The sequence below is a fragment of the Dickeya chrysanthemi NCPPB 402 genome (genome assembly GCF_000406105.1).
Taxonomy (GTDB): Bacteria; Pseudomonadota; Gammaproteobacteria; order Enterobacterales; family Enterobacteriaceae; genus Dickeya; species Dickeya chrysanthemi.
Map to the genome: position 1 here is coordinate 3,608,496 of NZ_CM001974.1, position 26,248 is coordinate 3,634,743.

26 protein-coding genes and 2 tRNA genes are annotated in these 26,248 nt (G+C 54.7%); 12 read left to right on the forward strand and 16 right to left on the reverse strand.

Translation table 11 applies throughout. The annotated features are described in order from the left end of the window. Positions 1-6 precede the first annotated feature (6 nt). The 4 genes from rlmM to DCH402_RS15850 all read right to left on the reverse strand — a co-directional run bounded on the left by rlmM (position 7) and on the right by DCH402_RS15850 (position 3,079). Entirely contained in the window at positions 7-1,107 is a 1,101-nt protein-coding gene (rlmM, locus tag DCH402_RS15835; protein WP_040002201.1) for a 23S rRNA (cytidine(2498)-2'-O)-methyltransferase RlmM, read from the reverse strand. Position 1,108: 1 nt separating this feature from the next. Continuing rightward, positions 1,109-1,495 carry a DUF423 domain-containing protein gene (locus tag DCH402_RS15840; RefSeq protein ID WP_012770849.1) on the reverse strand — a complete coding sequence of 129 codons (387 nt, stop codon included), beginning with the start codon at positions 1,493-1,495 and terminating at the stop codon, positions 1,109-1,111. An 82-nt stretch (positions 1,496-1,577) separates the two neighbouring features. Further along, positions 1,578-2,504 carry a transcriptional regulator GcvA gene (locus DCH402_RS15845; protein WP_027712901.1) on the reverse strand — a complete coding sequence of 309 codons (927 nt, stop codon included), beginning with the start codon at positions 2,502-2,504 and terminating at the stop codon, positions 1,578-1,580. A gap of 353 nt (positions 2,505-2,857) precedes the next feature. Then, positions 2,858-3,079, reverse strand: a complete 222-nt coding sequence (locus DCH402_RS15850; RefSeq protein WP_040002202.1) for a YgdI/YgdR family lipoprotein — start codon at positions 3,077-3,079, stop codon at positions 2,858-2,860. A 171-nt stretch (positions 3,080-3,250) separates the two neighbouring features. Between DCH402_RS15850 and csdA the strand changes: the two genes are divergently transcribed. After that, positions 3,251-4,456: a cysteine desulfurase CsdA gene (gene csdA / locus DCH402_RS15855; protein ID WP_040002204.1), complete on the forward strand. Its 1,206-nt coding sequence runs from the start codon at positions 3,251-3,253 to the stop codon at positions 4,454-4,456. Positions 4,457-4,458: 2 nt separating this feature from the next. Next, the gene (gene csdE, locus DCH402_RS15860) at positions 4,459-4,902 is read left to right on the forward strand and encodes a cysteine desulfurase sulfur acceptor subunit CsdE (RefSeq protein WP_040002205.1); all 444 of its coding nucleotides are present in this window, start codon (positions 4,459-4,461) and stop codon (positions 4,900-4,902) included. On the opposite strand, the gene tcdA is transcribed toward csdE, so the two are convergent. Continuing rightward, positions 4,890-5,723, reverse strand: coding sequence for a tRNA cyclic N6-threonylcarbamoyladenosine(37) synthase TcdA (gene tcdA, locus DCH402_RS15865; protein WP_040002206.1), 834 nt, complete (start codon positions 5,721-5,723; stop codon positions 4,890-4,892). The two genes, csdE and tcdA, sit on opposite strands and share 13 nt — an antisense overlap. A 207-nt stretch (positions 5,724-5,930) precedes the next feature. Here tcdA and DCH402_RS15870 point away from each other — a divergent pair, with 207 nt between their 5' ends. Genes DCH402_RS15870 through DCH402_RS15880 form a run of 3 tightly spaced genes read left to right on the forward strand, consistent with a single transcriptional unit; the run spans position 5,931 to position 7,891 of the window. Continuing rightward, entirely contained in the window at positions 5,931-6,377 is a 447-nt protein-coding gene (locus DCH402_RS15870) for a GNAT family N-acetyltransferase (RefSeq protein ID WP_040003653.1), read from the forward strand. A gap of 18 nt (positions 6,378-6,395) precedes the next feature. Next, entirely contained in the window at positions 6,396-7,409 is a 1,014-nt protein-coding gene (locus DCH402_RS15875) for a D-2-hydroxyacid dehydrogenase family protein (RefSeq protein ID WP_040002208.1), read from the forward strand. Further along, positions 7,409-7,891, forward strand: coding sequence for a GNAT family N-acetyltransferase (locus DCH402_RS15880; protein ID WP_040002209.1), 483 nt, complete (start codon positions 7,409-7,411; stop codon positions 7,889-7,891). The genes DCH402_RS15875 and DCH402_RS15880 overlap by 1 nt, the downstream gene beginning before the upstream one ends. A gap of 37 nt (positions 7,892-7,928) precedes the next feature. Here DCH402_RS15880 and mltA read toward each other — a convergent pair whose 3' ends face one another. Further along, complete coding sequence (gene mltA / locus DCH402_RS15885; protein WP_040003654.1) at positions 7,929-9,092, reverse strand: murein transglycosylase A; 1,164 nt, start codon at positions 9,090-9,092, stop codon at positions 7,929-7,931. A gap of 210 nt (positions 9,093-9,302) precedes the next feature. Between mltA and DCH402_RS15890 the strand changes: the two genes are divergently transcribed. Continuing rightward, positions 9,303-9,379, forward strand: a tRNA-Met gene (locus DCH402_RS15890). Positions 9,380-9,419: 40 nt separating this feature from the next. Then, positions 9,420-9,496 (forward strand) — tRNA-Met (locus DCH402_RS15895). A gap of 63 nt (positions 9,497-9,559) precedes the next feature. Here DCH402_RS15895 and amiC read toward each other — a convergent pair. Beyond that, positions 9,560-10,798, reverse strand: coding sequence for an N-acetylmuramoyl-L-alanine amidase AmiC (amiC, locus tag DCH402_RS15900; protein ID WP_040002211.1), 1,239 nt, complete (start codon positions 10,796-10,798; stop codon positions 9,560-9,562). Between the two features lie 206 nt (positions 10,799-11,004). Here amiC and argA point away from each other — a divergent pair, with 206 nt between their 5' ends. Beyond that, the gene (gene argA, locus DCH402_RS15905) at positions 11,005-12,348 is read left to right on the forward strand and encodes an amino-acid N-acetyltransferase (RefSeq protein ID WP_196808437.1); all 1,344 of its coding nucleotides are present in this window, start codon (positions 11,005-11,007) and stop codon (positions 12,346-12,348) included. A gap of 136 nt (positions 12,349-12,484) precedes the next feature. Here the strand turns inward: argA and ptrA are convergent, their stop codons facing one another. The 9 genes from ptrA to rppH all read right to left on the reverse strand — a co-directional run bounded on the left by ptrA (position 12,485) and on the right by rppH (position 22,233). Further along, a complete protein-coding gene (gene ptrA / locus DCH402_RS15910) occupies positions 12,485-15,388 on the reverse strand; it encodes a pitrilysin (protein WP_027712914.1) in 2,904 nt (967 codons plus the stop codon). Positions 15,389-15,427: 39 nt separating this feature from the next. Beyond that, positions 15,428-15,814 (reverse strand): prepilin-type N-terminal cleavage/methylation domain-containing protein, encoded by a 387-nt coding sequence (locus DCH402_RS15915; protein ID WP_027712915.1) that lies wholly within the window; start codon positions 15,812-15,814, stop codon positions 15,428-15,430. Next, positions 15,798-16,244: a YgdB family protein gene (locus DCH402_RS15920; RefSeq protein WP_200864857.1), complete on the reverse strand. Its 447-nt coding sequence runs from the start codon at positions 16,242-16,244 to the stop codon at positions 15,798-15,800. Before DCH402_RS15920 ends, DCH402_RS15915 begins: the two co-directional genes overlap by 17 nt. Beyond that, positions 16,234-16,836: a prepilin peptidase-dependent protein gene (locus DCH402_RS15925; protein WP_040002212.1), complete on the reverse strand. Its 603-nt coding sequence runs from the start codon at positions 16,834-16,836 to the stop codon at positions 16,234-16,236. Before DCH402_RS15925 ends, DCH402_RS15920 begins: the two co-directional genes overlap by 11 nt. Next, a complete protein-coding gene (locus tag DCH402_RS15930; RefSeq protein ID WP_040002213.1) occupies positions 16,830-17,321 on the reverse strand; it encodes a prepilin peptidase-dependent protein in 492 nt (163 codons plus the stop codon). Before DCH402_RS15930 ends, DCH402_RS15925 begins: the two co-directional genes overlap by 7 nt. 241 nt (positions 17,322-17,562) lie before the next feature. Next, positions 17,563-18,357: a thymidylate synthase gene (gene thyA / locus DCH402_RS15935; RefSeq protein ID WP_027712919.1), complete on the reverse strand. Its 795-nt coding sequence runs from the start codon at positions 18,355-18,357 to the stop codon at positions 17,563-17,565. Between the two features lie 31 nt (positions 18,358-18,388). Then, the gene (gene lgt / locus DCH402_RS15940) at positions 18,389-19,252 is read right to left on the reverse strand and encodes a prolipoprotein diacylglyceryl transferase (protein WP_040002214.1); all 864 of its coding nucleotides are present in this window, start codon (positions 19,250-19,252) and stop codon (positions 18,389-18,391) included. A 192-nt stretch (positions 19,253-19,444) separates the two neighbouring features. Further along, on the reverse strand, positions 19,445-21,691 hold the full coding sequence (ptsP, locus tag DCH402_RS15945; RefSeq protein WP_040003658.1) for a phosphoenolpyruvate--protein phosphotransferase: 2,247 nt from the start codon (positions 21,689-21,691) through the stop codon (positions 19,445-19,447). A 14-nt stretch (positions 21,692-21,705) separates the two neighbouring features. Then, on the reverse strand, positions 21,706-22,233 hold the full coding sequence (gene rppH, locus DCH402_RS15950; RefSeq protein ID WP_012770870.1) for an RNA pyrophosphohydrolase: 528 nt from the start codon (positions 22,231-22,233) through the stop codon (positions 21,706-21,708). A 771-nt stretch (positions 22,234-23,004) separates the two neighbouring features. Here rppH and mutH point away from each other — a divergent pair. The 4 genes from mutH (at position 23,005) to DCH402_RS15970 (ending at position 26,193) form a co-directional block, all read left to right on the forward strand. Next, positions 23,005-23,691, forward strand: coding sequence for a DNA mismatch repair endonuclease MutH (mutH, locus tag DCH402_RS15955; RefSeq protein ID WP_040002215.1), 687 nt, complete (start codon positions 23,005-23,007; stop codon positions 23,689-23,691). A gap of 162 nt (positions 23,692-23,853) precedes the next feature. Next, a complete protein-coding gene (locus DCH402_RS15960) occupies positions 23,854-24,570 on the forward strand; it encodes a TerC family protein (protein WP_027712923.1) in 717 nt (238 codons plus the stop codon). Between the two features lie 153 nt (positions 24,571-24,723). Next, positions 24,724-24,942, forward strand: a complete 219-nt coding sequence (locus DCH402_RS15965) for a YgdI/YgdR family lipoprotein (RefSeq protein WP_040002216.1) — start codon at positions 24,724-24,726, stop codon at positions 24,940-24,942. 210 nt (positions 24,943-25,152) lie between these two features. Further along, entirely contained in the window at positions 25,153-26,193 is a 1,041-nt protein-coding gene (locus DCH402_RS15970) for an NADP(H)-dependent aldo-keto reductase (RefSeq protein WP_040002217.1), read from the forward strand. Positions 26,194-26,248 lie beyond the last annotated feature (55 nt).

The following is a 26,248-nucleotide window of genomic DNA, read 5'->3' on the forward strand; positions in this document are numbered from 1 at the left end:
TCGTCTTTAGCGTTCGTCGCGACGACCAGGAATCGCGCCCCAGATGCGCCGGGCATGGACGGTAATCTCTTCGCGATCGTGATAGAGATGCTTGGCGTGAATCTCGAAGTTAATACCGTTTTCTTCCAGCCGCTGCGTCAATAGAGCCAGATTCTGAGTCACTTCCTCATAGCGCTTTTTCATCGGCAGCTTGAGGTTGAAGATCACTTCACGACACCAGCCGTTGACCAGCCAGTCCGCCATACGGTTAGTGACTTTGGCCGGTTTTTCCACCATATCGCACACCAGCCAGTAGATATTATTGCGCGGCGGCTCAAAGCGGAAACCGTCCGCCTGATGGTGGATAACCTGGCCGGTATCCATCAGGCTCGGCGCCATCATACCGTTGTCGACGGCGTGAACCATCATACTGCGTTTAACCAGTTGGTAGGTCCAGCCGCCGGGGCAAGCCCCCAAATCCACCGCAAACATGCCGCTGCCGAGGCGCTCGCCCCACTCGTCCGCCGGCACGAACACATGAAATGCTTCCTCCAGCTTCAGCGTCGAACGGCTTGGGGCGTCCGCGGGGAACTTCAGCCGTGGAATCCCCATGTAGAACGGTGAATTGTTATTGCTGTAGGAATAGCCGACGTAACAGCAACCGGGCGCGATAAACAGCACATGGATAACCGGACGGCTGGCTTTCTCCTGCGCCAGCAGAATACGGTTTTCCCGCAATGCAACACGTAGCGGTACCGTAAACTTGCGGCAAAACTTCATCAACTCTTTGCTTTCATTGGTATCTGGCACTTCAACCCGCAGTTCCCCAGCACGCTCCAGCACCCCGGTCAGCATCCCGACGATAGGCGTGATGCGATCCTCCGGCGGCAAATCGCGCAGCAACTCACCGCAGACCATCATCTGACGAGCGAACACCAGTTCCTGAAACGGCAACTCCTTAATCAGCCGATCGGCGTCTTCATGCTGATAGCATTCAAACACCACATACCCGCTGTTATCTTTTACCCGCACAAAACCATAAACGTTATAACGCGCCGCTTTGTCGGTAATTTCCGCCGCGCACTCTTTCTCAAATCCCGGGCGGCAGTACAAAATCACTTTATTCATGCTACTCAGCCTTTTTCTTTAAGCGTAAGGCTCCAATTAACAGTAACAGCCAGCCCGTCAGGAAACAGAAGCCCCCGACCGGGGTGACAAATACCCACAGTTTAAGATGCGACAACGCCAGGCAATACAGGCTACCGCTAAACAACAGCGTGCCCAGCGCCAGAAACGCCGCACTCCAGTAAAACCAGACACTCGCCCGTTGATGCATCGCCACCGATAGCACCAGAATCGCCAGCGTATGAAACGCCTGATACTGCAGCCCGGTATGCAGCCAGGACATTTCGACTTCGCCCAGCGATTTACTCAAGACATGTGCGCCGAATGCGCCCAATGCCACATAGACAAACCCGCTAACAGCGGCGAATATCAGCATAAAACGGCTGTTCATCGTTCAAATCTATTCCATTATCAAGAAAAAGAAACCAAGCCTGTAAGCCCGGCGTGAACGGGGTGTTCAACCAAAACGGTTTTTAACGAGAACCATTGTCGTAACGGAAGCGGAACTTTTCCTGCTCGCTGGCCGCACGAGCCAGAATCCATTGGCGAAAGGCGGCTATTTTACCCAGTTCCGCCTGGCTGTCATGACAAACCAGATAAAACGCGTTCTTACTGACCAGTACGTCATTAAACGGACACACCAGCCTGCCGGCCTCAATCTCGGTCTGCGCCATCACATTATTAGCCAGCGCCACGCCTTGCCCGTGAATCGCCGCCTGCAACACCATCGCGCTATGACTAAAAATCGGCCCCTGCTGTACATTAATCTGTGCGATCCCTAACTGACGGGTATAAGCCAGCCAGTCGCGTCGCGAAGCATCATGCAACAACGTATGCCATACCAGATCTCCCGGCGTTTTCAACGGATGCTCGCCGGTCAGCAACTGCGGCGCACAAACCGGCAACAGATACTCGGCGTACAGTTTCTCTACCCGCAGACCAGGCCAGTTCCCACGGCCATAGAAAATCGCCACATCCACATCGTCGGATAAGCGTTCTTCCTCGCGGTCCACGGCTTGAATCCGCACATCGATGCCGGGGTACTCCGTATTGAAACTCGACAGACGCGGCACCAGCCAGTGAATAGCAAAACTGGGCAACAAACTGACCGTCAGCGCACCTTTGGCGCTACGCGCCTGCAACTTACGGGTCGCCTCATTAAGCGCAGAAAAAATTTCTTTGATATCCAGAAAATAACTCTGCCCCTCTTCCGTCAACAACAGGGAACGATTACGGCGACGGAACAATTTCAGGCCGAGAAAATCCTCCAGCGATTTGATCTGATGGCTAACGGCGGCCTGAGTCACAAACAACTCTTCGGCCGCACGGGTAAAGCTCAGGTGACGGGCAGCAGCATCAAAGACACGTAGGGCATTGAGAGGCGGCAATCGTTTCGACATAAATCGGATTCTTCGTATGCGGCCTATCCCGGTGAATGCACCGCGATTTGCCATTAGTTTTTGTAATCCGATGCATTATAAATTGTCCGTTGAGGATGCACCAGCAAATACCTATAGTAGCGCCACTTCCCTGAGCCGGAACGAAAAGCGCAACAGGTTGACTGGTGTGTTTTTGGCTTGTGGTTGTGATGTTGTGTTTGCTATTTGTTTACTGTCTGCATTTCAGACGTGGTAGCACTGCTACCTTTCATTTCCTGTATATTTACCCTGTCTGTCTAAGTGATTTTTGCATAGCACCGCGTTTTTTGCGGTGCTTTTTTTTCGTCTGAACTTTCTCTGTCAGCCGCTATTCGTTACTTCGCTTCCGTCATCGATTTCAGATCATTACGGTTGATCTGTTGATGATAGCCGTAAGCATCGGTGTAGCTTATCAGGCCGGTTTCATCATCCACCTTCGGTTTACCCTCGGTGATGATGGTGCGTCCATCCGACGTTTCCAGCACGTAATGACTCGAACAGGCCGACAGCGATAATGCTATCCCCAGGGCCGCCACGGCAACAATCTTATTCTTCATAATTAACTCCTGATGATTTTTAATGTTTATATAACGCAATTTTTCGTTATTAAACGCTAAATCCAGCAAGGTTAAGGGTAGCAAGCAAGGCATAATTTTCGTTCAGGATCGTCCTAAACTTGTTTCAGGCGCAAAAATGGGACAGGATCTGTCGCTCAACAGAGGACAGACATGAAATCGTTTAACGCCCCGGACTTTCGCCGGCAATTTCCCGCGCTTCGTCAGCCCGGTGTTTATCTCGATAGCGCCGCGACGGCGCTAAAACCCGAAGCCGTCATCGCAGCGGTTCAGCACTGTTATGCCAGCGAAACGGGTAATGTACATCGCAGCCAGCATCGCGCCGCCCGGCAGTTGTCGGAAGCGTTCGAGCTGGCGCGCGAAAAAGTCGCGAAATGCCTCGGCGCAGAGCAGGCGCGCAGTATCGTGTGGACCAAAGGGACGACGGAAGCCGTCAATCTGGTGGCGCAATGTTATGCCCGTCCACGATTACAACCCGGCGATGAGATTCTGGTTAGCGAAGCCGAACACCATGCCAACCTGATTCCATGGTTAATGGTGGCGCAGCAAACAGGTGCTCGCGTGGTAAAGCTGCCGATTGGCGCGGATCATCTGCCCGACCTTCACCTGCTGCCCTCGTTGCTCAACGCCCGCACCCGTCTGCTGGCTATCGGGCAAATGTCGAACGTGACGGGCGGTATGCCGGACCTGCAACACGCCATTACTCTGGCGCATCAGGCCGGCGCCGTAGTGATGGTCGATGGTGCGCAAGGCATTGTGCATACCACGACGGATGTGTCGGCATTGAGTGCGGATTTTTATGCTTTTTCCGGCCACAAACTGTATGGCCCGACCGGCATCGGCGCGCTATACGGTAAACCCGACTTGCTGGAAACCATGCCGCCCTGGCAGGGCGGTGGAAAAATGATGACGACGGTATCGTTTGACGGTTTTACGCCCCAGGCAATCCCTCAGCGATTTGAAGCCGGCACGCCGCATATTGCCGGGGTGATCGGGCTAGCCGCCGCGATTGACTGGTGGCGACAACAGGACAGCCGCGCCGCCGATCGGCACAGTGTTGCACTGGCGAGCGATGCAGAACAGCAACTGAGCCGCCTATCCGGTTTTCGCAGCTTTCGCGCGCCGGGCTCCAGCCTGTTGTCATTCACTATTGATGGCGTGCACCACCACGATCTGGTGACGTTGCTGGCGGAGGATGGCATCGCCTTACGGGCCGGTCACCATTGTGCTCAACCACTGATGGCCGCTCTGGGTGTGGCGGGTACGTTGCGGGCCTCGTTTGCGCCTTACAACCAGCAACAGGATGTGGACCAACTGGTCCACTCAACCCAGAAAGCCCTTGAATTACTGATGGATTGATAATGACCACCGATTCTACACCGCATCCGTTTGGCACCGACATCAATGAAGCGGCGCTGATAACCCGCTTTGACGCCTGCCGATCCTGGGAAGAGCGCTACCGCCAGTTGATTCTGCTGAGCAAATCCCTGCCGCCGCTGCCGGAAGCCTATCGTCAGCAACAGATTGAGCTGTCTGGTTGTGAAAACCGTGTCTGGCTGGGGTATCAACGGCAGACAGACGGCTCGCTGCATTTTTACGGCGACAGCGACGGCCGCATCGTGCGTGGGATGCTGGCGATTATCTTGACGGCAGTAGAAGGTAAAACGCCACAGGCGCTGCAACAGAGCGATCCGCTGGCGCTGTTCGAGCGGCTGGGGCTACGCGCTGAACTCAGCGCCTCACGGGCCGGCGGGCTGGCCGCACTGGCCAGCCGTATCCACGATATCGCCGGTCAGGAATCCTGATTCAGTGCGGCGGCTTGTGCCTGCCGGGCATCACGCGCCATCATTTTTTTCAACGCATGAGAGACCGCCACAAAACCAAAGGTGGCGGTCACCATCGTCGCCGCACCAAAACCGGATGCGCAATCCATACGTTTCACGCCGTCAGCGGTGCTACGCGATGCGCAAACCGAGCCATCCGGCTGCAGATAGACCAATGGCTCGCTGGAAAACACGCAATCGATCCCCAGCTTGCCTTTGCTGTTCTTAACGATATTAAAATCGTGCTTCAGCCGCTCACGCAGCTTGGCCGCCAGCGGATCCTGAATGGTTTTAGCCAGATCGGCGACGTCAATACGCGTAGGGTCAATTTGCCCCCCCGCTCCGCCGGTCGTCACCACCGGAATCTTGTTACGACGGCACCAGGCCAGCAGCGCCGCTTTAGGGCGGACACTATCAATCGCGTCAATCACATAGCTGAAATGGTTATCCAGCAGTTCCGCCACGTTATCGGCGCTGATGAAATCATCAACGCAGGTCACCTTGCATTCCGGATTGATCGCCAGAATACGTTCCGCCATTACCTCGGTTTTCAACTGGCCGGTGTGTTGGCGCAATGCGTGGATCTGCCGGTTGGTGTTGCTGACGCACACATCATCCATATCAATCAGGGTAATCGCGCCGATGCCGGTGCGCGCCAGCGCTTCCGCCGCCCAGGAACCAACCCCGCCAATGCCGATAACACAGACATGCGCCCCGGCAAACAGCGATAACGCCCGCTGGCCATACAATCGTGCCGTACCGCCAAAACGCTGCAGATAACTTTCGGATAATTGCGTACTCATTGCCCACCTTCACTCAATCACAAACGGCAGCGATGATACCCCAGTCAGGCCGTTTACGCAGCGGATAACGGCGATCTGCTATTTTCTTCGTCAGCGGCATTTTCCACGAATCGTATATTTACCCTGTTGACAGGTGACGACATCCGGCTGGCTGTGGCACCTTACCTTATGGACGTTCATCAGGCTTTCCGCTGTGGAGAAAAAACCATGCATGTTGATCTCATCCCCGCCACCGAATCCGATATCGATTTCCTGTTGCAGTTGCGCAAGCTGACCATGGGGAAATATCTGGCGGACATCGGCGCATCGACGGACCACGAGAGCCTGATGCGCCGCGTACGCTATGAATTCGAACACGCGCATATCGTACAGGCAGACGGGCAGCCTGCCGGGTTATTCAAGTACCGTTTTATGCCGCAGGAACAGCACTGGTATCTGATGCAGATTCAAATCCACCCCAATTTCCAGAACCGCGGCCTCGGCAGGCAGCTAATTGAAAACCTGCTCACACAGGCATCAACGCAAAATCAGGCGGTGGTGCTGAGCGTGCTGAAAAATAATCCCGCCCGCCATCTGTATCATCGGCTGGGATTTCGGGTAACAGACCAAAACGATCGGGAGTTCATTATGACCTGCCTCCCCAACGCACAATAAATACGGTTAAGGACCAGCATGAACATCGCCATATTGGATGACTATCAGGATACCGTCAGGCACCTGAATTGCTTTTCGCTGTTGAACGGCCACCAGGTACAGGTGCTGAATAAAACCTATACCGACGCCGCCCACCTGGCGGCGCAACTGCAACATGTTGAAGCACTGGTGCTGATTCGTGAACGCACCCGTATTACTGATGAATTACTCGCCCAACTGCCGAACCTGAAGCTCATCAGCCAGACCGGTAAGGTGAGCCAGCACCTCAACGTGGACGACTGCACCCGGCATGGCGTGGCGGTAGCGGAAGGAACCGGTTCGCCGATTGCACCGGCGGAATTATGCTGGAGCCTGATCATGGCGGCATCGCGTCATCTGCCCTGCTATAACGCTCAGTTGACTCAGGGCTACTGGCAACAAAACGGCACGTTGGGATTGGGAAGAACGCTGCATGGGCTGACGCTCGGTATCTGGGGATACGGTAAAATCGGGCAGCGTATCGCCCGCTACGGCTCGGCATTTGGCATGAATGTGCTGGTGTGGGGCAGCGAGACATCGCGAGAACTGGCGCGCCAACACGGCGTTAGCGCAGCCGACAGCAAAGCGGCGTTTTTCGCCGACGCGGATGTGCTGTCGCTACATTTGCGCTTGACCCCCGCCACCCGCCACTGCGTAACCCAGCACGATCTGGCGCTGATGAAGCCAGACTCGCTGTTCGTCAACATCAGCCGAGCCGAACTGGTGGAACCGAGCGCGCTCTGGCGTGAACTCGCGGCGCATCCCGGCAAACAGGCGGCACTGGATGTGTTTGACAACGAACCGGCAGCGCCGGAAAACGAGCCGTTACTGATGCTGCCGAATGTACTGGCAACACCACACATCGGTTACGTCGAACGTGGTAGCTACGAGCTGTATTTCAAAACCGCTTTTGAGAATGTGCTGGCATTTGCCGCCGGTCAACCCGCCAATCTGGTGAACCTCGCGGCGCTTGCCGATGCCCACTCCCACCATGTCGGCACAGGAAACCGCTAATGCACACACCCGCCATCACACTGCGTAAGGCTCGCCGGGCCGATGCGCCGGAAGTATTAGCACTGCGCAATCGCGCCATCCTGTATGGTTGCCGCCATGATTACACGGCAGAACAACTACAGCTGTGGACCAGCGGCGCGCTCAGCGAGGCATTTGAGAATACCGTCACCCACCATTTTCATCTGGCGGAGATAGCAGCCCGGATGGTCGGGACAGGGATGGTCAATCTTCATACCGGCATGATCGATGCGGTGTTCGTTGAGCCAGAAGCGATGGGCAAGGGCGTAGGCAAACGGATGATGCAGCATCTGGAAACGCTGGCGCGTGCGGCAGGGCTGGCGGCAATCCGGCTTGACGCCAGCCTGAACGCGACACCGTTTTATCGGTCCCTGGGGTTCTGCGACGATGAAATCAGCCTGTACCATTCGCCGCGCGGCTTCTCGTTGCCCTGTATCTCAATGGTTAAAGCTATCGGCCGATAAGCCCCCGCCACCGAACAACGTTGGCGGGGGTTGCTCATTAATTGGAATTACCGGCCATCAACCCGCCGGTATTTCCAGCAGTATTATTGTTGCCGGCACTGAGCAGCGGCATGGCGGAGGAGGATTGCGCGTTTTTCAATACCCACACCCGACCATAATGATTGTAGAAACCGGCGGCGTGCCCGGCGTCCGTGCCAATCCCTTGGTAGATATCGAAATGCTGTCCTTTAATCGCGCCGCCGACATCCAGCGCGACCATTAAACGCATCTCATATTGGCCGGTAAACTTGCCCTGATTATCCAGCAGCGGCACTTCCGCCAGCAACGTAGTGCCCGCCGGGATCAACGACCGGTCAGACGCGACGGAGGCTCGTGCCACCAGCGGTACGGCACTGGCGCCTTTTACCGGCATCGACGCCATCGATTTAAAGAATACGAAAGAAGGGTTCTGCACCAGTAAATCCCGCACTTCGGCCTCGGAATGCCGATCAGCCCACTGCCGAATAGCCTGCATCGACATCTCTTCTCTGGGCACCTCGCCGCGGTCGATCAACACCTTGCCGATACTGCGGTAGGCATGACCATTTTTACCGGCATAACCAAAAAAGGTTAGAGGGCTGCCGTCGCCAAAATCGACATAGCCGCTCCCCTGCACTTCCATCATGAAGTTATCCATCAGCGAGTTAGTCCAGGCGATAGCCAGTTCGTTGCTCAGCGCACCGGAATAAATGGCGGCCCGGTCCGGCAGACGGCCGTTTTTACGCACTCGGGGCATGGCATACAACGGGAAGCGAAACTCCCCCTGACGATAACGACGCGCCTGCACCACCGGCGTGTAGTAACCGGTAAACTGCACGTTGCCGAAACTGTCCACGCCCTCCATCTGCCAGGCGTTGAGGCCGAATTGCGCCAGATGGCGCGTATCGCCGCCCGCCTGAATCCAGTTCTGTACGGCCTGAAAGATATCGCTGTTACGGGAATAGAGTCCGGGAGAGGAAGATTGAATCTGACTAACCTGTTGGGAAAAATCGACCGCATTCACCGGCTTGCCGTTGGCGTTCGGCGCATTTACCCACTCCAGCGGTTGATCGAGACGGCCATCTTTATATTGCTGTCCTCGATCGCTGGGCCGGGTCTGACAACCGGCCAATATCGCGATGACCACGCCGGTCAACACGTATTTCCCCCACCATCCTTTCATTTCCGTGCTCTCTTCATTCTTGAGTGTAAAACCACGCAGAACGATAACAAACAGAGGGCGGGAATAAAACGCATCACGACAAAACGGCACGCAGCAGTCTAAAAAAGAAACACTATGGCGACAATTCCACCACCTGTCGGCAAAAACGTAAACTATTTGAAAAAAGAGGTTGCATCGAGGCGAGCGCGGAGTATAGTGCGCATCCACGGACGCGGGGTGGAGCAGCCTGGTAGCTCGTCGGGCTCATAACCCGAAGGTCGTCGGTTCAAATCCGGCCCCCGCAACCAATTGATGTACCAGCATCATAGATAGAAGAAAAAAGACGGACGCGGGGTGGAGCAGCCTGGTAGCTCGTCGGGCTCATAACCCGAAGGTCGTCGGTTCAAATCCGGCCCCCGCAACCAATAAATAGACACCCTGACGGGTGTTTTTTTATGTCTGGCGTTCAGCCGACGCCATCATGGCGCTTAACGCGCCTGAGCCGCGAAATAGGCTTTTATCCCTTCCATAATCGACTGCGCCACCTGTTGCTGAAAACGGCTGGTACGCAATTTGCGTTCCTCTTCCAGATTGCTGATAAAAGCCGTTTCCACCAATATTGACGGTATATCCGGTGCCTTCAGTACCGCAAACCCGGCCTGATCGACGCTATTTTTGTGTAAATGATTGACCTTTCCCAGACGATGCAAAATTTCTTTGCCGAATTTCAGGCTATCGTTAATGGTGACGGTCTGCACCATGTCAAACATGGTGCTGTCTAAATAACGATCGCCGCGCAGACTCACCCCGCCTATCAAATCCGACTCATTTTGCGTTTGCGCCAGATAACGCGCCGCTGAACTGGTAGCACCTTTTTTGGACAAGGCAAATACCGAAGAGCCGCGGGCTGAGCGGTCGCTGAAGGCATCGGCATGGATAGAAACAAACAAATCGGCGCGTTGCTTGCGTGCTTTAGCCACCCGTACCTTAAGTGGAATGAACACATCTTCATTACGGGTCATGTAGGCTTTCATGTTGTGCTCACGCTCGATCAGCGCTTTCAAGCGTCGGGCGATTTGCAGCACCACATCTTTTTCGCGGGTCCGGTTTTTACCGATGGCGCCGGGATCTTCGCCACCATGCCCTGGATCCAGCATGATAATCAACGGTCTTTCGCGCCCGGCCTTGCCATCTTTGGGCCTTTCCGGCGGCAGCGTTCGCTCCAGGTCGCCTTTATTGTAATCCTCCAGCAACGCCAGCAGCGGGTCATCAGCATCGTCATAACGACCGGCGGCAGGGTATAAATCCATTACCAGACGATGCCGAAAGCCAGCGACCGGTGCCAGTGTAAACAACCGGGGATTGACCTTCTGCCGTAACTCCAACACCAAACGTACCGTATTTTTGTCGAACTGCCCGGCCCGAGCCGTCTTGATAAAAGGATCATGTCGTTCGAATTGTCGGCCTGCATTTTTCAGCACGCTATTCAGCGAGGCATTCTCAATATCGACGACCAGACGATCAGGGTTTTCCAACATAAACTGACGGTATTTTAGCGGCTGGCTGGATTCGAGCGTGACACGGCTGTACGCAGAAGAAGGCCACACCCGCACGGCAATCACTTGCGAGACGGCGGCCAGCCCAACACCGCTGATGCTCAGTAACCAGGTGGCGGCGGCGCCCTGTAATAAATGACGACGGGTCAGATGGTGCTTCGAATCAGACATGCAACTCCGCTAATGGCTAAGGAAATCAGGCAGATTGATGAAAACGCCGAAAACTTTAACCAATACGTACCGGGCTGTCATGCAAAAATCATGTTGATGTTTTCTACTGTGATAGCCGCACTGCTTTAAACTATCAGACCAGACCGAAAAGTTATCGCTTGCCTTTTGGTTTGCGAGGAATAAAAATACGAAAATATCGAATAAAAATGCAAAGAGGGCTCGCAGTGAAGGAACGTAGTACAGAACTGGTTCAAGGCTTCCGCCACTCAGTTCCTTACATCAACGCACATCGCGGTAAAACGTTTGTCATCATGCTCGGCGGCGAAGCTATCGAACATGAGAATTTTGCCAAAATCGTCAACGATATCGGCCTGTTACACAGTCTTGGTATCAAACTGGTGGTGGTTTACGGCGCACGCCCCCAGATCGATGCGAATCTGATGGCCCATCACTATGAACCTCGCTACCACAAGCATACCCGCGTAACAGACAGCACCACGCTGGAACTGGTGAAACAAGCGGCCGGTATGTTGCAACTGGATATCACCGCCCGCCTGTCGATGAGCTTGCTTAACACGCCGTTGCAAGGCGCGCACATCAATGTCGTCAGCGGTAACTTTATCATCGCCCAGCCATTGGGCGTGGATGATGGCGTCGATTACTGTCACAGCGGGCGCATCCGCCGTATTGATGAAGAAGCATTGCATCGCCAACTGGACAGCGGCGCCATTGTGCTCTTAGGCCCGGTGGCCGTTTCCGTTACTGGCGAAAGCTTTAACCTCACTTCCGAAGAGGTCGCCACCCAACTGGCTATCAAGCTCAAAGCCGAGAAGATGATTGGCTTTTGTGCTTCTCAGGGGGTCACGAATACCGAAGGCAGCATCGTGTCAGAGCTGCTGCCCGACGAAGCACAGCAGCGTATTCAGTCGCTGGAAGAGGCGGGCGATTATAACTCCGAAGTCGTACGTTTCCTGCGCGGAGCGGTGAAAGCCTGCCGTAGCGGAGTGCGCCGCAGCCATTTGATCAGCTATCAGGAAGATGGCGCGTTGTTGCAGGAACTGTTCTCCCGCGACGGCATCGGTACCCAAATCGTAATGGAAAGCGCAGAGCAAATCCGCCGGGCGACCATCAACGATATCGGCGGGATTCTGGAGCTGATTCGTCCGCTGGAACAACAGGGCATTCTGGTGCGCCGTTCCCGCGAGCAGTTGGAAATGGAAATCGATAAATTCACCGTTGTGGTGCGCGATAATTTAACTATCGCCTGTGCCGCACTCTACCCATTCCCGGAAGAGAGTATCGGTGAAATGGCCTGCGTGGCGGTCCATCCGGAATACCGTAACTCGTCACGTGGCGATCAATTGCTGCATCATGTCGCCACACAGGCGCGCCAGCAGGGGCTAAAACGCCTGTTTGTGCTGACCACCCACAGTATTCACTGGTTTCAGGAGCGCGGTTTTCAGCCGGCGGAAGTGGCAGTACTGCCGAAACGCAAACAAGAGCTTTACAATTATCAGCGTCGCTCCAAGATTTTGGTCATCGACCTGTAAAACGGCCTATGAAGCCGGTAACGCGTGGTCATCACCACGCGTTACTGCTTCCCATCCCAGCCTTTTCTCTTCTGGTTTTCTCTTACGCTATCAGCCGCACACGGTGTGGTACCAGTGGAAACCTCTTCACCCGTCGTTATTGGGTTTCTTTTTCAGCCGGCTTCTGTTCAACCGTTTTCAACGACAGTGTTTGCTGCAAGGCGGACGTTGATGCATAAGACTGCCATTCCGATGGCCGGGCATAATCTGCCTGCCCACTGGAACTGCCAGAAATCTGGGATAACACCGCCAGCCCTTGCGGCTGCAGCGCCTGCCGGAAAAAATCCGTCAACTGAGCCGAAGAAATGGACGCCAATTGCCCGATCAATTGCTGACGCGTATCGAAAGCAAAATTCTCCCGCTCCAAATCACCACGCAAACGCGCCACTTCCTCATCCAACGTCTGAGGCGGCTGGCTGAGTGCATTGATCAACCCTTGTTTGTTCTGGGCAAACGTCTGTGCATTCATGGCGCTCAAACGCTGTTCGGCTTTACCAAAAAAATCCTGATAACGTTGATAAAGGTAACCCGGCTGCTTGCTGTTGCTCTGTAGCAGAAAACCAATCCCCCACTGGCGATCAACAGATACCGGCGTGGCAAACACGGCATACCCCAGTTGCTCCTCTGTACGCAACTGATTAAAGAACCAGGGATGAATGATCTGCCCCAGCAGCTTGCTGTACGCAGCGCTCTTTATCTCGCCATATCCGGCAGGGATATACACTGCCGCCAGTGCCGAATCGGTACTGCCGCCGCTGCGTTGCAGCATGGCTCGCTGTGACTGGCTAATGCTGACCGATTGCCCCCGCCACCACTCTATACCGCCGCAGCCCAACCGCTCACGCAGATTATGCGACAGGCTAACCACCTTATCCTGCTCCAGATTACCGACCACCAGCATCTCCGGCGCCGCCTGCTGTAACAACGCTTTACGGTATTGCACCAACTCTTGCAGCGTAATGTCCTTCAGCAAGTTGCGCCGCTCGCTGCGTTCGCTATAAGGCACGCTCGACAGCCCTTTAATCGGAAACATCGCCTGCTCATAGGCTTTAGCCTTATCGGCGGCATCCAATTGTTCGGCATACCAGGATTTCGCCTGTTCCAGTTGCTCTTGCGTCGAATTAAAACTGGCGTACTGCTCTACCAGCGTCAGCAATAAATCAGGTAAATGCTGGGTGTAGCCGCTGGCTGTCATTACCAGCCCATCATTGCTGCCGGTAGAAAAACCGATACCGCCCACCGAAGCCTGATAACTGAGAGCATCCAACGCCACACCGGCCAGATAATCATTCAGGGCAAACAGCACCTGATTACGGGCAGAATCGTTCGCCATGCGATTACGCAACATCAACGTAATATCAGCCTTCGGCTCGCTGGCGAAATAGCGGCTGGGCATGTAAAACACACGCAGCCCAGGCTGGTCGACGATTTTCTTGGGATGCGTAATCGCCGCATCCGCGGCAATCAGCGAGAAATCATCCGGAATATACGGGTTAGGCGTCGGCAAGCTGAGCGTCAGCGATTGAGCTACCTGCCGCCACTTCATGATCCGTGCGTCGCCGATTTTATCCACCTGGTAAGGCGCACCGACAAAATAAGCCTCTTTATTGTGCGGTTGCTCGGGGCTGATGACCCAGATACGCGCATTGTTGGGGGTCATGGTTGATAACCGCGCTTTGATTGCATCAGGGGCAAAGCGGTCGGCCAGATAAGCACCTTCAAGCGTGTACTCCACCGGCAGCCGCAACATGGTATCGACCAGCCACTCTACATAGCCCATATCGCGGGTCAGAGAGGGATATCGGAAGTCGATATTCAGTACGCGGGAGATCTCATCGAAATAACGCGGCTGGATCCCCTCATTGCGCAGTTTTTCCAGATAGGCGAAGACGCCGGCAATCACATTGTCCTGCTGTTCCAACCCCTTGTCGGTCAAATCGACATTAATATTAAACACGCCGCTATTACGCTCGGACATCGGATCAGCGCTGGCATGCACCGACTCGGCCAACCCCTGTTTTTGCAGCCAGTCAGAAAGCGTATTCTGACTGCGATTACCGATCAGGTAACTGATGTAGGTATCTGTTTTACTGCGAAACGCCGGGCTGTTGTTGTCGATCCGAAACTCAATCTTTAGCTGCTTGCGCGGTTGCGCCGGAACATAATGGATGAACAGCCCACGTTGTTCATCCGTCACCACCGGTTCAGTAATCGGCGGGACGCTGGCCTGGCGATTAGCAATCCGTCCAAACGTCGAAGCGGCAATAGCCGCCAACTCCGGCAGAGGGCGCTTGCCATACACCACGCCTTTCATCAGATTGGCGGAGTAATAACGCTGGTAGAAACCGACCAACTCATCATGCAGCTTGCTACCGGGCTTGTCGCTGAGGGTTTCCAGATTACCGCCCGCAAAACGGGAACCAGGATGCGCCGGATTGATGGTTTCAGCCCCGACCTGCGCCATACGCAGGCCGTCACGGGCGCGGGCCATAGTCAATTCCGCATTGACCGCATGTCGTTCACGATCAGCGTTGACGGGATCAAGTAATGGTTCGGCAATCGCATCAGCCAGCCGGTCAACCGCCGGTTGCAGCGCATCATTTTCCACTTCAAGATAAAAAGCCGTGCGGTAAGAGGCCGTGCTGGCATTGTGGCTGCCGCCATGCATTTTCAGAAACTCGGCCAACCCGTCAGCTTGCGGGTAACGTTTCGAGCCCATCAGCAACATATGTTCCAGATAATGGGCCAATCCCGGCTGCTGTGGCGGGTTATCCAGCGACCCGACCGGTAACGCCAGCGCCGCCAGCGAACGGGTAGCCTGCATATCAGATACCAGCAACACCGTCATATCGTTATCAAGCCGAATCGCCTGATACTGTCGCTCGTCATTTTCACTCTTTCGTACCGTCTGCGGTAACGACTGCCAGCCATCTGACGCCTGAGTGGTCGGAAACCAGAAAACCAACAGCAACACGCTTAACCAAACACAAGATTTCCGCATCAATATCTCCAGAGGCGTTATATAAGCTCTTATTTCAGGCTATGGGTCGTCGCGTTGAGCAACGACATCAGCGGCATCACAAAACCAGCGGTTCAATACCGCCCGGTAGTGATAAGGCGTCACCACCGTCACGGTAACGCGGCGACAAGCCGGCGGCGAGAGTTGCTCGGCCCGATGTAGTTCCCACCCCGCCGGCATACCCGGTGACGCGGAAACCCGGCCGGCACTTTCCTCTTCCAATCGGTGATGGGCCAGCCGCCATGCCTGGCGCTGTTGCATTTGATGCAACAGCGATTGCTGAAGTACCTGATGATATTGCAAGAGACCGGCCAGCGATACCGCGAATAACAGGGCTGCCACCAGCGTTTCCGGCAGACTGAAACCGGCACAGCTGCCGCAACGCCGCCTTTTAAGGTGTCGGCGCACAGGCAAACTCCATCGTCTCAGGACAAAAATCCGACCACCCGCCAGCCACAGGTTGGATCCGCCCTCCAGTCGCAGCGACATCAGCCACCACTCGGTGATAAAACGCCAAAGGTTGCCGCTCGCCGATAACATTTCCCTCGGCGCGCAGCAGCCCATAACGGTTTTCGCTGTTTATACGCAGACAAACGCGTAACTGTGCTGATGGTTGAGCCTGACATTGCCATCCTTCGATGATTTGCCACTGAAGACTGATTCCCCAATTCAGCGACGATACCCCCTGATTGAATGCCTGCCAGAAGCGCTGTTCATCAATACCTTGTCGTAGCTGGACATCCAACTGGCGCTGCAACCCGCCCAACATCAACATACCTATCATCATCACCAACATGACCACCACCAGTATGCTGCCCTGCTGTTGCCTACCCTGCATGATTCCTCCCTGACACCAGACTATCCACCTGCAGCCGCTGCGCCGGGCGTGTAGTCCAGTAACCGGTCAGTAAAACCTGATAACGAGACCGAATACCGGATGCATCCTTTGTGACTTCTGTTATTTCAAATCGATCGACAGTGACTTCGTCAGGATCCAGTAATTTCTCCCAGCGATTGCCCTGACAACGAGGGCCACCGGTTTGTACCTCCAGCGCGCCGCCGCGTAAACGGTAGCTAAAAAACTCCGGTTCAGACTGCTCCCCCGTTTCCCAGCGCCCATTACGGTTGACGTCGTAAGCCACCGTCAGGCAACTCACCTGCCGGCTGGCGCCGGTCTCCAGCGTCAACGACGCCCCCTGACAGCGGCCTGCGCAAAACCCGGCACGTCGAATATCTTTTTCTATACCGAACAGCGTCTGACTTAGCAGGTGCTCCAGGCGGATAAGACTGGCGCTATCCTGCATCTGAGTTCGCAATAATGGCAGCAACTGCGCCAATGCCAACATGGTCATACTGCTCAATACCATCGCCAGCATCACTTCCGGCAGAGTAAACCCTCGAACCATTTTTCCGGATAATGTCTTCAACATACCGGGATGCCTTGTAACGGCCGGGACTCGCTGCAAAGGCGCAAACGACCACGCGCCGATATCACCAGCCTGACACGCCCGGCAGGATTGCTTAATGTAAGATGCCCAGCCTGCGCGGCATTACGCAGGCCATAAAACATCAACCGTTCACTGGTGGTTTCAACCAGCGCGACATCCCGCGATGTGCGGGTAAAAATGGATGTACTTTCAGGCGGGCAGGCAGCCGGTTCCGCGCCATTTCCCATACACCAGTTGCCGTTTGCAGACTTAAGCCACAGCGTGTCGGTCTGGTTACGCCAGTAAGCATTGGCTTGCACGCGCCCCATAAATGCCAGTAAATGCCGGGCGTGTTGTTCCAGTTGTAATGCCTGCCGATAAGCCAGCCAGCTGTACATCCCACCGCTCGTCAGTAACGCCACAATGGTTATCACGATGATGAGTTCCAGCAGGGAAAAACCCCGCTGCCTTTGGTTAGGTCTGTTCATAGCGGCAATTCTATAGCGCAGCGATGCGATGAATAGCGCCGAAGCATAGGGTTACGAGCCGTATCGCAGGCAAGATACGGTGCGGTAGCAACATACAAGGGAATTGCGCGCTTGCCCGCAAATCAGCAGAGAAGAAAAAAAACCGCCCATCGGTCAGATGCTGGGCTACTCAACGGAAAACAGCATTTCCATGGTCAGCGGCATCCGCCTTTGGGCGGTGAGAGCGAGACAGAATAAAGACTTAAACGGCTACCGGCGCCTTGATGGCTGGGTGCGGGTCATATCCTTCGATGTCGAAATCTTCAAACCGGTAATCAAACAGCGACTCAGGACGGCGCTTGATAACCAGTCGCGGCAACGGACGCGGCTCACGGCTCAACTGGAGGCGCGTCTGCTCAAGGTGGTTGTTATAAAGGTGGGTATCGCCGCCGGTCCAGACGAAATCCCCGACCTCCAAATCACATTGCTGCGCCATCATGTGTACCAGCAGCGCATAACTGGCAATATTGAACGGCAGGCCGAGGAATACGTCACAGGAACGCTGGTACAACTGGCAAGAGAGTTTGCCGTTGGCAACGTAAAACTGGAAAAAGGCATGGCAGGGCGCCAGCGCCATTTTGTCCAGTTCCCCGACATTCCAGGCTGAAACAATGATACGGCGGGAATCCGGATCCTGCTTCAGTTGATTCAGCACGGTCTGCAACTGGTCTATCTGACGGCCATCCGCCGCGCCCCAGGCTCGCCACTGCTTGCCGTAAACCGGCCCGAGTGAGCCATTCTCATCCGCCCATTCGTCCCAAATCGACACCTTATTGTCATTCAGGTAGCCGATATTGGTATCGCCATTGAGAAACCACAACAGTTCGTGGATGATGGATCGCAGATGGCAACGCTTGGTGGTCACCAGCGGAAACCCTTCCTGCAGGTTGAAACGCATCTGATGACCGAAAATCGATAACGTTCCCGTGCCCGTGCGGTCATCTTTGGGAGTCCCTTCTTCGAGCACTTTTTTCATCAGTTCCAGATACTGTTTCATACCACCTCTATCTACGTAATTAGATCAACAATCACTGCCGGCTCGACTGGCGGCGATACGCCCAGACCATCATCAAAATACCGGCCAGCACCATCGGCACCGACAGAATCTGCCCCATGCTGATGCCGCTGAATAATCCTAGTTGGGCATCCGGCTGGCGGAAGAATTCCACAATAATGCGGAAAGAGCCGTAACCGATCAGAAATAGCCCGGATACGCTGCCCATCGGACGAGATTTGCGAATGAACAGGTTCAGAATGATGAACAGCACCACGCCTTCCAGCAGCAGTTCATACAACTGCGACGGATGACGCGGCAAAACGCCGTACTGGTTAAAAATCGCCTGCCATTGCGGGTTGCCTGCCGCCAGCGTCATATCTTCAGCGCGAGAGCTGGGAAACAGCATCGCCCACGGCGTATCGGTCGTGACGCGGCCCCAAAGTTCACCATTGATAAAGTTCCCCAGACGGCCCGCGCCCAGACCAAACGGAATCAATGGCGCAATGAAATCAGATACCTGAAAGAAATGACGTTTGGTGCGATGCGCGAACCACAACATCACCGAGATAACGCCCAACAGCCCGCCGTGGAAAGACATGCCGCCGTCCCACACCCGGAACAGATAGAGCGGATTATCCAAAAATGAAGGGAGAGCATAGAACAATACATACCCCAAACGCCCCCCGACGAACACGCCGAGGAACCCGAAGTAAAGCAGGTTTTCTACTTCGTCTTTATGCCATCCGCTACCCGGTTTGTTCGCCCGGCGTACCGCCAGCCACATGGCAAACACAAACCCGACCAAATACATCAATCCATACCAGTGCAGAGAAAGCGGCCCGATAGATAAAATCACCGGATCAAACTGAGGAAATACCAGATAGCTCGTCGTCATCGATCACCACATTATCGTTGCTTTGTCCCTGATTTCGGGGCTATTCAAGGGGCCGGAAGCAGGCAGGTCTCCCGTCGGCCGTCCGCGGTTGCGCATGATAGCATAGCCAGCGGAAACAGTTGGCAACGAGGGAATAAAAGAACTGTAAACATTTACGGGGATGACGGGGATGGCAAGCGGGCGCTGTCGCGTTTAGCGCCCACCACGAATCAAGCCGCCAAGTCCACGCTCTTCGATGAAGATCGACGCCCATTGGCGCACTTCGCTGGCTGTTTGTGCGTTGAGCACTTTAGCGACCAGTTGACGGGTTTCGCCTTCGCCAATGCGACGCAACAGGTATTTGATGCGGGCGACACTACGCCCGTTCATACTCAGTGTGCGGAATCCCAACCCGATCAGCAACAACGCGCCCATCGGCTCCCCCGCCATTTCGCCGCATACCGAAACCGGCAGTTGGTAATGATGGCACTGAGTGATAATCATATTCAGCGCCTGCAGCATCGCGGGGTGCAGGCTGTCGTAAAGGGTGCCGACATGTGGATTATTGCGATCCACCGCCAGTAAATACTGGGTCAGGTCATTGGTGCCGACGGAAACGAAATCGATGCGGGATACCAGGTGCGGCAACAGGAACAGCATCGACGGCACCTCAATCATAATACCGATGCGCGGGCGCGGTGATGGGAAGCCAAGCAGTTCCGACACCTCCGCTGCCGCCCGATCGATTAAACGCTTCGCTTCATCGATCTCATCCAGGCTGTTGATCATCGGCAATAAAATGCTCAGATTGCCGATATATGCGTTGGCGCGCAGCATGGCGCGAACCTGAATCATGAAGATTTCCGGCTGATCAAGCGTTACCCGAATGCCCCGCCAGCCCAGACAAGGGTTTTCCTCGCTGATGGGCAGGTAAGGTAACTGCTTGTCCGCACCGATATCCAGCGTACGCAACATCACCGGCCGGGTCGGATATAGCCGTAACATGCCTTCATATTGCGTCATCTGTTCCTCTTCCGAGGGGAAACCGTTCTGCAACATAAATGGAATTTCGGTACGGTACAGCCCCACGCCGTCAACCTGATTAATAAAGCGTTTCTCATGCTCGGCGCTCAGGCCGGCATTGAGCATCACATCCACCCGTTCGCCGCTTTTCAGCACCGCCGGGCGCTCCATGTCATCTTCCGCTAGCCGGGTCAGCTCGTTTTCTTCGCTCAGCAGACGCTGATATTCCTGCACCAGCACCGGCTCCGGATCGACCAGCAACTCACCGCGATAGCCATCCAGCACCAGCAGGCGCTGATGCAGTAGATCGGGCTGAATATCCGCGCCCATCAACGTAGGGATCCCCATCGCTCGCACCAGTATAGCGGCATGGGAATTGGCGGCCCCATCATAGGCAACCACACCGGCCAGGCGATCCTGCGGCACTTCCGCCAGTACGGTCGCCGTCAGTTCGTCGGCGACCAAAATAAAACGCGGCGGCCATTGGCCGTTGCTTTGCGCATTGTCGTCAAGATGAAACAGCAAACGCTGCCCTAACGCCCGCAAATCGCTGGAGCGATCGCGCAGGTAGGGATCTTGCAGGCTGGCGAACTGCGCGGCAAACCGCTCGACCACGACCTTGACCGCCCATTCAGCCACGCTGCCGGTATCCACCTCCTGAAACAGGTCGCGTTTGAGGCGAGCGTCATTAAGCAAGTGGGAATAGAAATCGAAGATGGCCGCACTCTCTTTCTGCGAACTGGCGCTGAAGCGTTTGCTGAAACGGCGAAACTCGGCGCCGGCTTCTTCCATCGCCATCAATAGTCGGGAACGCTCACGATCGCTGTCGAGACTGGAGGCCGGAAATACCAACTCCAGCGACGGCTGGCTGCGGTCTTGCCAGCCTGGTGCGATAGCAACGCCGGACGACGCGGCCATCGCCTTAATGCGTGTTTGCCGGTATTGCCCGAACAGCGCCTTCATCTGAGATTGGGACAGGATCGCCGCCATCTGGGTGGCCAGCGTCACCATGAACGATTCTTCGTTTTTATCGAATTGCCGGTGCTCGCGCTGCTGTACCACCAGCACGCCCAACAGTTGACGCCGGTGGATCACCGGCACGCCCAGAAACGATCGAAAATGCTGTTCGCGTACGGCCGGAATGAATTTGAAACTGGGGTGGCTTTGCGCATCGGCCAGATTGATAGGCTCGGCCCGCTCGCCGACCAGCCCGACAATCCCCTGGCCAAACGCCAGCGTAATCGTACGGCCGCGCGGTTTTTTCAACCCGCGCGTCGCCATCAGGTAATAACATTGACGATCGTGATCAGCCAGATAGATGGAGCAGACTTCCGTATCCATCGCCAGACAGGTTTCATTCACCAGAATGTCTAACGCATCACTCAGCCGGGCCGCGGCTGCAACCTTTTCAATAATTTCTCGCAGTCGCGTGAGCATCATGATGTGTCGGGTTATCCTCGTTTTCGTCTGGTTCCTGATGACATTCGGGTAGCCGAATTCTCCTGTAGCTGCATCACGGCGGTGACAAATTCCTTCATCACCTTTCGGTAAACATCACGTTTGAACGACACCACCTGGCGTACCGGATACCAGTAGCTCACCCAACGCCATCCGTCGAATTCCGGGGTGCCGCTGCTTTGCATGTTGATGTCGGATTCATTACACATTAACTGTAGCAGAAACCATTTCTGCTTTTGGCCGATACAAACCGGTTTTGTATCCCAACGCACCAAACGTTTTGGCAATTTATAGCGTAACCAGCTTCGGGTGGAAGCCAGAATACGAACGTCCTTTTTCCGCAGCCCCACCTCCTCGAACAGTTCGCGGAACATAGCCTGTTCCGCGCTCTCTCCGGGGTTAATTCCCCCTTGAGGAAACTGCCAGGAGTGCTGGCCGTAGCGGCGGGCCCACAATACCTGGCCCTGCCGATTACAAATTACAATACCAACATTCGGGCGGTAGCCATCATCGTCGATCACCGGACTACCTCGATAAACTAGAATGCAAAGATGACTCGATTGTTTCACACTCCTGACAGGCGGTAAACTCCCGCTTTACATCCCTTTATTGATACGTTTGCGGCAATTGCACAGACATCGGCGGTTCCGGCCCACTGCGTCGCTACCCGCACTTTTCTCTAGATAAAATATCGTTAACCCACAGATAGGATCAAAGTTATAAACATTCGAGCGGCAATTACGCCGTTTTATTCACTTTTTCTGTGGACATCTTTGTGAAGAACATCATGAAAAAGTGCGTAAAACTCGTTTCGACTTTTACGTAAGCGTGATCTCTCTCGCTAAATTGCCATTCCCTTTCAATCAATTAACGTGCTTTTCCCCGCGTTCTCCACCGCTCATTACTGCCCGAACTTAATGCCGTTTTCAGAGTGGCGAAAGATCGCACTACGCCGGTTTTATCCACAGGCAACCACGGAAAACCAGCCAAAAAATCGGCTAAACCAGCAAAAGCAGCGCCCGTCAAGGCTGTAAATCAAAACAGTAATCCTGAGTTATCCCGGTTATCCCAAAAATCTGTGGATAACATAGTGTAAAATCCTGTTCATTGTCGGTGTCTTATCATGAACAAAAATCGGCGGCACTTTTTTCACAACGGTGAAAGGAAAAAAAATCATAAAAGAATCATGCTATTATTATTTTCCGCCTGAATAGCTGAATGCCTGACGTTATCCTCCGTTATGGCTGTATTTTTTTTAATCACCCTGATTACCAGTAACGGATACGCAATCCATGCAGATACCCACGCCCCATCAGGCTCCGCCGGACAGTGAACAGACCTTGCTGTTACGGGCGCAGGCGCTGGCCGGTTATTCGCTGGCGGAGCTGGCCCACGTTGCCGAACTGCCGCTGCCTGCCAACCTGAAACGGGATAAAGGGTGGATCGGTGTGCTGCTGGAACGCTTTCTGGGCGCCAGCGCCGGTAGCAAGCCGGAACAGGATTTCCCCGATATCGGCGTAGAATTGAAAACCATCCCGGTCGATGCACAAGGACGGCCGCTGGAAACCACCTTTGTCTGCGTCGCCCCGCTCACCGGCAACAGCGGCGTAACCTGGGAAAGCAGCCATGTGCGCCGCAAGCTAACCCGAGTGCTGTGGATCCCGGTGGAAGGCTCGCGCCCCATCCCGCTGGGAGAACGCCGAATCGGCGCGCCGCTGTTATGGAGCCCCAGCCCGGAGGAAGAACGGCAATTACGACAGGATTGGGAAGAACTCATGGATTTGATCGTGCTGGGCAAAGTGGAAAGCATCACCGCCCGCCACGGCGAAGTGTTGCAGTTGCGCCCAAAGGCCGCCAATAGCCGGGCGCTAACCGAGGCGATTGGCGAACACGGACAGCCGATTCTGACGCTGCCGCGCGGTTTTTACCTGAAGAAAACCTTCACTACGCCGTTACTGGCCCGGCATTTTCTGCTGTAATGCCCACAGGGCGTAGCGCAGCCTGTACCCCAAATACGTCGGGTTGCAGGAAAACCAACACACCTGCCGCCTGAAGTCCGGCGGCTGTAAATCCTCTTGCCTGCGCAGTAGCAAGACAGAGATAATAGTCGTTTACGTTTCGTTTAAGGATGCACTGAGATAATGTTTGATTGGATCGCAGATCCCAATGCCTGGTTAGCGTTGGGAACACTCACCATACTGGAAATCGTACTTGGCATCGACAACATCATCTTTTTGTCACTGGTCGTCGCCAAGCTTCCCAAACATCAGCAGAACAAAGCTCGCCGTATCGGCCTGATGGGCGCTATGCTGATGCGTCTCGGCCTGCTGGCGTCCATCGCCTGGGTTATCAGGCTCACCAATCCGTTGTTTAGCGTATTCGGGCAGGAGATTTCCGCCCGTGACCTGATTCTGTTCCTTGGCGGCCTGTTCCTGATCTGGAAATCCAGCAAGGAAATTCATGAAACCATTGAAGGCGGCTCGGAAGATCATACTTCGCAGGTACATTCCTTCTTTGGCGCCATTGTGCAGATTATGCTGCTGGACATCATCTTCAGTCTGGATTCGGTCATTACCGCCGTGGGTTTGTCTGACCATCTGTTTATCATGATGGCTGCGGTGGTGATTGCCGTCGGCGTCATGATGTTTTCCGCTCGCCCCATCGGCGAATTTGTCGATCGTCACCCCTCGGTAAAAATGCTGGCGTTGTCATTCCTGATTCTGGTGGGCTTTACGCTGATTCTGGAAAGCGTCGATATTCATGTTCCGAAAGGCTATATCTACTTCGCCATGTTCTTCTCCATGTCAGTAGAAGCGCTGAACCTGATGCGTGGCAAGAAATCCTCCAAAAAACAGTAATTCCCCGGTGGGAAACGGTCAATCGGCCGTTTCCTACCCTATTCTTACGTATCTTTTTAATTTTTTTGCCATAAATCCTAATCCCAGCCAAACCACGCTTTGCTAGACTGAAGAGACGTTCAGTTTTTTTGCTAAATAACAGGTAAATTCAGTATGCGATTTCGGATAAAAACCGCCGTTGCCCTGACTTTTGTCGTCCTGCTCTCCGGCTGTGCCAGCCACTATGTTATCGCCACCAAAGACGGACAGATGCTATTGACCAAAGGCAAGCCGCAGTTGGATTCGTCCACCGGGCTGCTCAGTTATACTGATGAAGACGGTGTGCAACACCAGCTCAACAACGACAATGTTTCGCAGGTTATCGAGCGTTAAGTCCGGTTTCCCCTCAACTGCCCCACATGGGGCGATCGTTCAGCCCGTCCCCCGTTATTCCCCCGTCTTCGGGGGAATAACGCGTTTTCCCCGCATTAATACTCCACCTTGCCGCACAAAGAGCCTTCCCCCCTCCTCACGGCTTGGTTATAGTCAAAATTGCGGTGCCGTCGCACCCGAGTTACTCAGAAGAATAAAAAGGAAACCGCAATGCTCTATCACCGTATTCCCCACAGCAGTTTGGAAGTCAGTACGCTGGGTCTGGGCACCATGACCTTTGGCGAACAGAACAGCGAGGCCGATGCCCACGCCCAGTTGGATTTAGCGGTTGCCGCCGGCGTTAACCTGATTGATACCGCGGAAATCTACCCGGTTCCGCCGCGTCCACAAACGCAGGGGCTGACGGAAAGTTATATCGGTTCCTGGCTGAAAAGCCGCGGCGGGCGTGAAAAGCTGATCATCGCCAGCAAAGTCGCCGGGCCGGTACGCCTCAATGACAATAGCCTGCGCCCGCAGCAGGCGCTGGATCGAAAAAATATCCGTGCCGCGCTGGATGACAGCCTCAGACGTCTGAACACTGACTACATCGACTTGTATCAGTTGCACTGGCCGCAACGCCAGACCAACAGCTTCGGCAAGCTGAACTATCAGTACACCAACGAAAAACCAGCCGTCACGCTACTGGAAACGTTGGAAGCGCTGAACGAACAGGTGCGCGCAGGTAAAATTCGCTATATCGGCGTGTCGAACGAAAGCCCATGGGGAGTGATGCGCTATCTGCAACTGGCGGAAAAACACGAGCTGCCGCGGATTGTTTCGATCCAAAATCCGTATAGTCTGCTGAATCGCAGCTTCGAGGTCGGTCTGGCGGAAATCAGCCAGCATGAAGGGGTCGAACTGTTGGCTTACTCGCCGCTGGCATTTGGCACATTGACGGGTAAATACCTGAACGGCGCCAAACCGGCCGGCGCGCGCAATACGCTGTTTAGCCGCTTTGTGCGCTATTCTGCGCCGCATACTCAGCAAGCCATCGCCGAGTACGTGGCGTTAGCGCAAAAACACGGTCTGAATCCGGCGCAAATGGCGCTGGCGTTTGTACGTCAGCAGCCGTTCGTCGCCAGTACACTGCTGGGGGCGACCACACTGGAGCAGTTAAAAATCAATCTGGATAGCCTCTCTCTGACGCTGGACGGCGAGATCCTTGACGAACTGGAAGCGATCCACCGCCGCTTCACCATTCCCGCACCTTAACCTCGCCATGCGCCTTCCCCACCGGGAAGGCGCAGTTTTCAAAATACCAGCCAGT